The organism is Mesorhizobium sp. M0243 (genome assembly GCF_040321775.1).
In the GTDB taxonomy this organism is placed as follows: domain Bacteria; phylum Pseudomonadota; class Alphaproteobacteria; order Rhizobiales; family Rhizobiaceae; genus Mesorhizobium.
Map to the genome: position 1 here is coordinate 182,909 of NZ_JAMYSF010000011.1, position 6,605 is coordinate 189,513.

The 6,605-nt window shown below is 63.0% G+C and carries 5 protein-coding genes and 1 pseudogene; 5 read left to right on the forward strand and 1 reads right to left on the reverse strand.

Annotated features, from left to right (window positions below; all coding sequences use genetic code 11):
• The first annotated feature begins 160 nt into the window (after window positions 1-160).
• The 4 genes from NKJ11_RS17100 to NKJ11_RS17115 all read left to right on the forward strand — a co-directional run bounded on the left by NKJ11_RS17100 (window position 161) and on the right by NKJ11_RS17115 (window position 5,598).
• On the forward strand, window positions 161-1,318 hold the full coding sequence (locus tag NKJ11_RS17100) for a porin (protein ID WP_352609813.1): 1,158 nt from the start codon (window positions 161-163) through the stop codon (window positions 1,316-1,318).
• A gap of 131 nt (window positions 1,319-1,449) precedes the next feature.
• Window positions 1,450-2,226: a DNA repair protein RecO gene (gene recO / locus NKJ11_RS17105; RefSeq protein WP_023812875.1), complete on the forward strand. Its 777-nt coding sequence runs from the start codon at window positions 1,450-1,452 to the stop codon at window positions 2,224-2,226.
• The gene (locus NKJ11_RS17110) at window positions 2,223-2,741 is read left to right on the forward strand and encodes a PaaI family thioesterase (protein ID WP_023812876.1); all 519 of its coding nucleotides are present in this window, start codon (window positions 2,223-2,225) and stop codon (window positions 2,739-2,741) included. Before recO ends, NKJ11_RS17110 begins: the two co-directional genes overlap by 4 nt.
• Before the next feature lie 112 nt (window positions 2,742-2,853).
• Window positions 2,854-5,598: a DUF2339 domain-containing protein gene (locus tag NKJ11_RS17115; protein ID WP_352722780.1), complete on the forward strand. Its 2,745-nt coding sequence runs from the start codon at window positions 2,854-2,856 to the stop codon at window positions 5,596-5,598.
• Window positions 5,599-6,037: 439 nt separating this feature from the next.
• Here NKJ11_RS17115 and NKJ11_RS17120 read toward each other — a convergent pair whose 3' ends face one another.
• Window positions 6,038-6,289 carry a type II toxin-antitoxin system Phd/YefM family antitoxin gene (locus NKJ11_RS17120; RefSeq protein ID WP_023812878.1) on the reverse strand — a complete coding sequence of 84 codons (252 nt, stop codon included), beginning with the start codon at window positions 6,287-6,289 and terminating at the stop codon, window positions 6,038-6,040.
• Between the two features lie 120 nt (window positions 6,290-6,409).
• On the opposite strand from NKJ11_RS17120, the pseudogene NKJ11_RS17125 reads away from it, so the two are divergent.
• Window positions 6,410-6,605, forward strand: a pseudogene (locus NKJ11_RS17125) (RNA polymerase sigma factor); the annotation flags it as partial.

The following is a 6,605-nucleotide window of genomic DNA, read 5'->3' on the forward strand; positions in this document are numbered from 1 at the left end:
TTCGAGAAATCGTCATTGAAGACAGATGATCGATGGGTATGTTCGCCGCTGAAAAGGGCGAGCGATGCGAGCCTTTTTCGCTGTGGGGGTGAGGCGGGAAAACATTGCCGCCAGCCACAAATCCGAAGCCATTTATAACTATGACTGGAGAGGTCAGAAAATGAACATCAAAAGCCTCCTTCTCGGCTCAGCCGCGGCCCTGATCGCGGTCAGCGGCGCGCGCGCCGCCGACGCTGTCGTCGTTGCCGAGCCGGAACCTGCCGAATACGTCAAGATTTGCGACGTCTATGGCGCCGGCTACTTCTACATCCCGGGCACCGAGACCTGCCTGCGCATCGGCGGCTATCTCCGCTACGACATGGGCGTCGGCGATTCCGGCACGTTCGATGGTGTCAACAACGTTGCCGATCACATGGACGGCGATAGGCACGACACTTATTACAAGAACATGCGCTTCACGCTGAGGACTTATACCGGCCAGGAAACCGAGCTCGGCACGTTGAAGACCTTCACCGAGACCCGGTTCCAGTTCGGCAACTCCTCTGGCGACTATGACGGAAGCTCAAGCACTGGCTGGCAAGCCGGCAATAACAAGGCAGATGGAACCAGCAAGACTTCGCTGAATTTCGCCTGGATCCAGCTCGGTGGCCTGCGGGTCGGCAAGGATGAAACGGTATACGACCAGTTCATCGGCTATGCCGGCAATGTCATCCAGGACACGCTCATCCCGTATGGTGTCAAGGATACCAACCTCATCAGCTACTACTTCGACGCAGGCAGCGGCTTCACGGGCGTGGTCTCGCTCGAAGAAGGCACCGCCGTCAACACGATCGACAGCTACGTTCCGCATGTTGTCGGCGGTTTGAAGTACAAGGGCGACTGGGGTGCGATCACCGGCGTCGTGGCCTATGACAGCAACTATGAGGAAGTGTCCGGCAAGGTCCGTCTGGACGTCAACGTCAGCAAGGAACTGACGCTGTTCGTCATGGGCGGCTACGGCACCAACGACAACATCAACGACTTCGGCACAGGCCGTACCCAATACAAGCCATGGGGCGGAAACTGGGCGATCTGGGGCGGCGGCACCTACAAGTTCAACGACAAGACCTCGTTCAACGCCCAGGTCTCCTATGACGACTGGAAGAACCTCGGCGTCGCGGCCAACGTTGCCTACACCATCGTCCCCGGTTACACGATCACGGCCGAAGTCGATTACCTCAATGCAGGAAAATTCGACGACTTCGACTTCAACAACTGGACCAAGGCCGACAAGAAGAGCAGCGTCGGCGGCATCGTTCGCTTCCAGCGCAATTTCTAACAGATCGACTGACCTCACCAGCCCGCCCGCAGCACATCGCTGCGGGCGGTTTTTATGCCATTGGCATGAGAGTTACCCAGGGCAAGGCCGATACCTTGATTTCGCCACCCGATCGGTGAAAAGCTCCTGAAATGGAATGGCGCGACGAGGGAATCATTCTCGGCACCCGCAAGCATGGCGAAACCAGCGCCATTCTCGAGGTGTTGACGCGAGCGCATGGCCGTCATCTCGGCCTTGTTCGCGGCGGCCGTTCGCGCAAGCAGCAGCCTGTTCTCCAGCCCGGCAACCGTGTCGACCTGTTGTGGCGAGCGCGCCTTGACGAGCACCTCGGCACGTTCCAGGCCGAAGCGATCGAGATGAACGCGGCCCGGCTGATGGACAGCGCCGTCGCCGTCTACGGCTTGCAGACCATGGCCGCGCATCTGCGCCTGCTGCCCGAGCGCGATGCGCACGAAGGTCTTTACGAAACGCTTGCCGTAATGATCGTCCATCTCGACGATGCCGAAATTGCCGGCGAACTGGTGGCGCGCTTCGAGCTTCTGGTGCTGGACGAACTCGGCTTCGGCCTCGATCTCAGTCAATGTGCCGCCACCGGCACGCGACAGGACCTGGCCTATGTCTCGCCGAAGTCGGGACGCGCGGTATCGCGCGAAGCCGGTTTGCCTTGGCGCGACAAGATGCTGACTCTGCCGGCTTTCCTGCAGCGCGGCTCCGGCCTGCGCGCCGATGCGGCAGCGGTCGAGGACGCCTTCCGGCTCACCGGCTTCTTCTTCAACCGCCATGTCTATGAGCCGCGCGGCTTCGAGCCGCCAGACGCTCGTACCGGCTTCCTCGCCGCCTTGCGCAAACATCACGCGCGCGGCAAGGCCATAGCTGGCGAGGACGCAGCCAGAGAAATCATCACATGAGCGAGGTCGAACTTTATCCTGGCCGGGTCTCACCGCTCGGCCTCGGCACCATTCCGCACGCCGACATCCTGAAATACACCGGTTTGGAATTGCTGCAGCGCATCGTCGACGGCAAGTATCCGGCGCCGCCGATTTCCTTTCAGCTGAATTTCACTCTCACCGAAGTCTCGGAAGGGCGCGCTGTCTTTCGTGGCATGCCGAGCGAGCGCCATCTCAATCCGCTGGGCAGCGTACATGGCGGCTGGGCGGCGACGCTGCTCGATTCGGCACTGGCCTGTGCCGTGCAGACGCTGCTCGAAAAGGGCGAGGCCTATACGACGGCGGAGTTCAAGGTGAATTTGACGCGTCCCATCACGCCGAGGACCGGCGAGGTGGTGTGCGAGGGCAGGGTTGTTCACAAGGGCCGCACGTTGGCGGTGTCGGAAGCGACGTTGAAGGATGCCGGCGGCAAGCTGCTGGCTTTCGGCACCGAAACATGCTCGATCTTTCCGGCCGCCAATCTGGCGGCGCGTTGACTGGCGGCGCATTGAGTTTTCCGAGCTTGGATTTTCTGGCCGCTTGGCCGCCGCATTTGAATGTCAGTACGACGGATGTCAGTGAAAACTGGCCTGGTTTGGGGGAACCGCCATGTTTGAAAGCCTGATCGGCCTTGTCGCCATCATCGCTTTGTTCGTCATCATTTCGCGCCAGCAGAGCCGCATCGGCCTTGTCGAGCGCGAGCTTGGCGCGCTGCGCAGCCTGGTCCTTTCCGGTGCCGTGCCGCCTGCGGCCCAGTCGTCCGAACAGGTGGACGACAACGCGCCCGCCGACATGGCTCCGGACGCAGCGGCTGCGACCGATATCGTTCCGCCGGAGGTAAGCGCATCAGTCACCGCCCCGGCGCCAGCCACGGACACGGAAGACTCGACCGGCGAGATCGTCTCCGGGCCGTGGACCGCTCCAGAACCGGCACCGAAGGCGGTGGATCCCGCGGAGCTTCCCGGAGCGGCGAAAGCCGCCCGCCAATCCGATGTCGAAACCGCGCTCGGCACCCGCTGGGCGGTCTGGGTCGGAGGCATCGCACTGGCGCTGGGCGGCCTGTTCCTAATCCGCTACACCATCGAAGCCGGCATTTTCGGTCCCGGCGTGCGGCTGAGCATGGCCGGCGTGCTCGGCCTTGTGCTGGTCGCCGGCGGCGAGTTCATCCGGCGCACCGGCTTCAAAGTACCGGTGCAAGGCGCTGCCGGCGCCTATATCCCGGCGATCCTGACCGCGGCCGGTGCCTTCATCCTGTTCGGCACCGTCTATGCCGCGCATGGCATTTACGGCTTCATCGGCCCGGCACTTGCTTTCATTCTGCTTGGCGTCATCGGGGTGGCGACGATCGCGGCAGCCCTTGTCCATGGCCAGGCGCTGGCCGGCATCGGCCTTGTCGGCGCCATGGTGACGCCAGTGCTGGTCGCCTCGCAGGCACCCAGTCCCTGGGCGCTGTTCGGCTATCTCGCGATCGTGCTCGCAGCGACCGGCGTCATCGCCCGCATGCGCGACTGGAAATTACTGATCGCGGCCGCCTTTTTCGGCACCGGTGTCTGGACCATCCTCTATATGACCGATGCGCCGGGGGCGAACCTCTCCGCCATCCTGTTCATCGACGCCGTCACGCTGGCTGTGCTGGCCCTTGTCTGGCTCGCTCGCCGTGGCGATGAAACCGGGCCGGCCAGGGTTTTCGACTGGCCGTCTATCGTGCCTGGCTTGTTCATCGCATTCTCGGCGCTGGGCCTGTCGGTCGACCCGGTCTTTGCAGCCGCCGGCGATGCCTTGCCGGGCGCGGTGGTGATCGCCGCAATGGTGGCTGTCGCGCTTTATCGTCCGCTGGCGCTGCCGCTCCTCTATGCCGCGGGACTGGTCATGGTGCTGATCTATCTCGGCATCATCCCGCCAACCTCGATCGCTTCCGATTTTTCGGGCGGTGCCCTGGGCGTCGACGGACTGCCGGTGGCCACGTCCAACGCGCTGACCTTGCGCATCGGCATCGTACTTGGCCTGGTTTTCATCGGCGCCGGCTTCTGGGCCGCACGCCGGTTCGCCGCCGGCACGCAGATCCGCGCGGCCTCATGGGCAGCGTGGGGCGTCATCGTCCCGCTGGTCGTCCTGCTGGCGCTCTGGTTCACTTTCGGCAATCTCGACCGTGACTTTGTCTACGCTGCCGCGGCGGCACTGCTGGTCGTCATTTTCGCCGCCGGTGGCGAGTGGATCGCGCGGGCCGAGGAGCCGCCGCTCAAGGGCGGTGTCGCGGTGTCGTTTGCCCTGGGCGGCGCGGCCATCGCCGGGCTCCTGCTCATGCATATGGCTTTCGATTCCGGCTGGACCACCATCCTGCTCGGTGCGGCGGCCATCGTGCCGGCGCTGGCCACGCGCCGGCGCGCCTATCCGGTGCTCGGCTGGATTTCGGTCGGCGCTGTGATCGCGGTGCTTGGCCGCGTCGCTTTCGACCCGACCATTGTCGGCGCCGGGTTCCTGTCGAGGACACCGGTCTTCAACTGGCTGTTGCCCGGCTACGGCGTGCCGGCGCTGGCCTTCGGCTTCGCCGCCTGGCAGCTCGCCCGCACCACGAATGGCCGGCCGCGCCTTGCCATGGAGGCGGCTGCGGCGCTGTTTGCGCTGCTCACGCTCGCCATGCTGGTGCGCCACGCCATGCACGGCGGCGTCATCGACACGGGTGCCATGACGCTCGCCGAACAGTCGATCTACACGCTGATCGCCATTGGCGCCGGCGCCATCCTGGTCGCCATCGACATGCGCTCGCCAAGCTCGGTGCTGCGCTATGGTTCGATGGCCGCCGGTGTGGCCTCGGTCGCCTTCATCGTTGTCAGGCATTTCGTCTTGCTGAACCCATTGTTCACCGACGAATCGACCGGCCGCATCCCGGTGTTCAACCTGTTGTTCCTCGCCTATCTCCTGCCGGCGATCGCCGCCGGGGGACTGGCGCTCTACACCAGGGACAAGCGGCCGAAATGGTATGCGCAGATGCTGGCTGTGGTGGCTGCCGCACTTGCCTTCGCCTATGCCACGCTCTCGGTGAGGCGTCTGTTCAAGGGCGAGTTCATCGGCTTGTGGAGCGGCCTCGGCCAGCTGGAAACCTACACCTACTCGGCGCTTTGGCTGGTCATCGGTGTGGCGCTGCTCACCGCCGGCGTCTGGCTGAAGTCGCAGGTGCTGCGAATTGCCTCGGCCGCGCTGATCGCGATCGCCGTGCTGAAAGTCTTCATCTTCGACATGTCGGAGTTGGAGGGAGTGCTCAGGGCGCTGTCCTTCATCGGCCTCGGCGCGGTGCTGATCGGCATCGGACTGTTTTATCAGCGGCTGCTGACGCGGGCGGCGAAGGAGGGATGACACGCTTGCTTCCGTGAACAGTTCTTACCGGTTCATGGACCGCCTATTCGCTATTTTCGGATGGTGCCACGCACGCGGCGTTGTACGACTGCCTCTTTGATGAGGCCCGCGATCTTGCGGACAAACGCCGGGCTGAAGGGGCCTATTGGCTTCGTCGTGACCAGATCATAAGCTTCGTCGACTTGTACGCGGTTGTACTCGTCTAGAATCAGCCACGACGGAAAATCGAGCCCACCTCTGCGGCACTCGATTTCGCTCACGGCAACATGCGTGTGGGACTGGTCGGGCTTTTGCGAAGTGAGCGGGAACAAGAAGAGTGCGGCAGGCGTTGCCGGGCGTTCTAACCACAATGCAGACGGGCCGCGCCTTGCGGCCGGACTCCTCGCCGACATCAGCCTGCCGCGCCCATAGATAGTAGTATCGAAGCAAATCGCCGGGCTTAAGCATCCGGCTTGTCGCCGGTTGTGATGGCCTCCAATCCGGACATGAGTTCATCGTGGATCTCGTCCGGCGCGTCCTCAAGCGTGTAGGCTACGGCATGAGGCGAACTGACGAGCTGCCGGTATTGGGTGGCTGACAGGATGATCAGCTTCTCCTTGCCACGTTTCGTGAGAGCGACAGGCTCGATCATTGCCGTTTCGAGAATTTCGCCGGACGCCCGGTTCATGTCTGAAAAGGTGAACTGCTTCATCGGGTGGTCCTCATACGTATTTCACCTATTGTGCATATTTTACGTATCTAAGCAATCGATTTGCCGCTGCCTTCCGGTCGGGAATAAATCGGCACCAGCCAGCGTTATCTCATTGCTTGGGTGACCGGAGCGGCGGACCGCTTCGCGCTGGCCGCTTGCGCCGCGCCCGGAAGGCGCGTTCAATCGGATCAACAAGGGCGACCTCGAAAACCAGCGGTCATGGACGAAAAGAAGGCAGCAATCCTTGGCGAAATACCGCGCCTGCGCCGCTACGCACGCTCGCTTTTGCGCGACCGCGACGCTGCCGACGATCTCG

What these genes read in the sequence shown, in the direction of transcription:
- NKJ11_RS17120 (WP_023812878.1), bottom strand. Translation starts at nt 6,289, where the DNA reads ATGAAGCAGTTCACCTTTTCAGACATGAACCGGGCGTCCGGCGAAATT.
- NKJ11_RS17115 (WP_352722780.1), top strand. Translation starts at nt 2,854, where the DNA reads ATGTTTGAAAGCCTGATCGGCCTTGTCGCCATCATCGCTTTGTTCGTC.
- recO (WP_023812875.1), top strand. Translation starts at nt 1,450, where the DNA reads ATGGAATGGCGCGACGAGGGAATCATTCTCGGCACCCGCAAGCATGGC.
- NKJ11_RS17110 (WP_023812876.1), top strand. Translation starts at nt 2,223, where the DNA reads ATGAGCGAGGTCGAACTTTATCCTGGCCGGGTCTCACCGCTCGGCCTC.
- NKJ11_RS17100 (WP_352609813.1), top strand. Translation starts at nt 161, where the DNA reads ATGAACATCAAAAGCCTCCTTCTCGGCTCAGCCGCGGCCCTGATCGCG.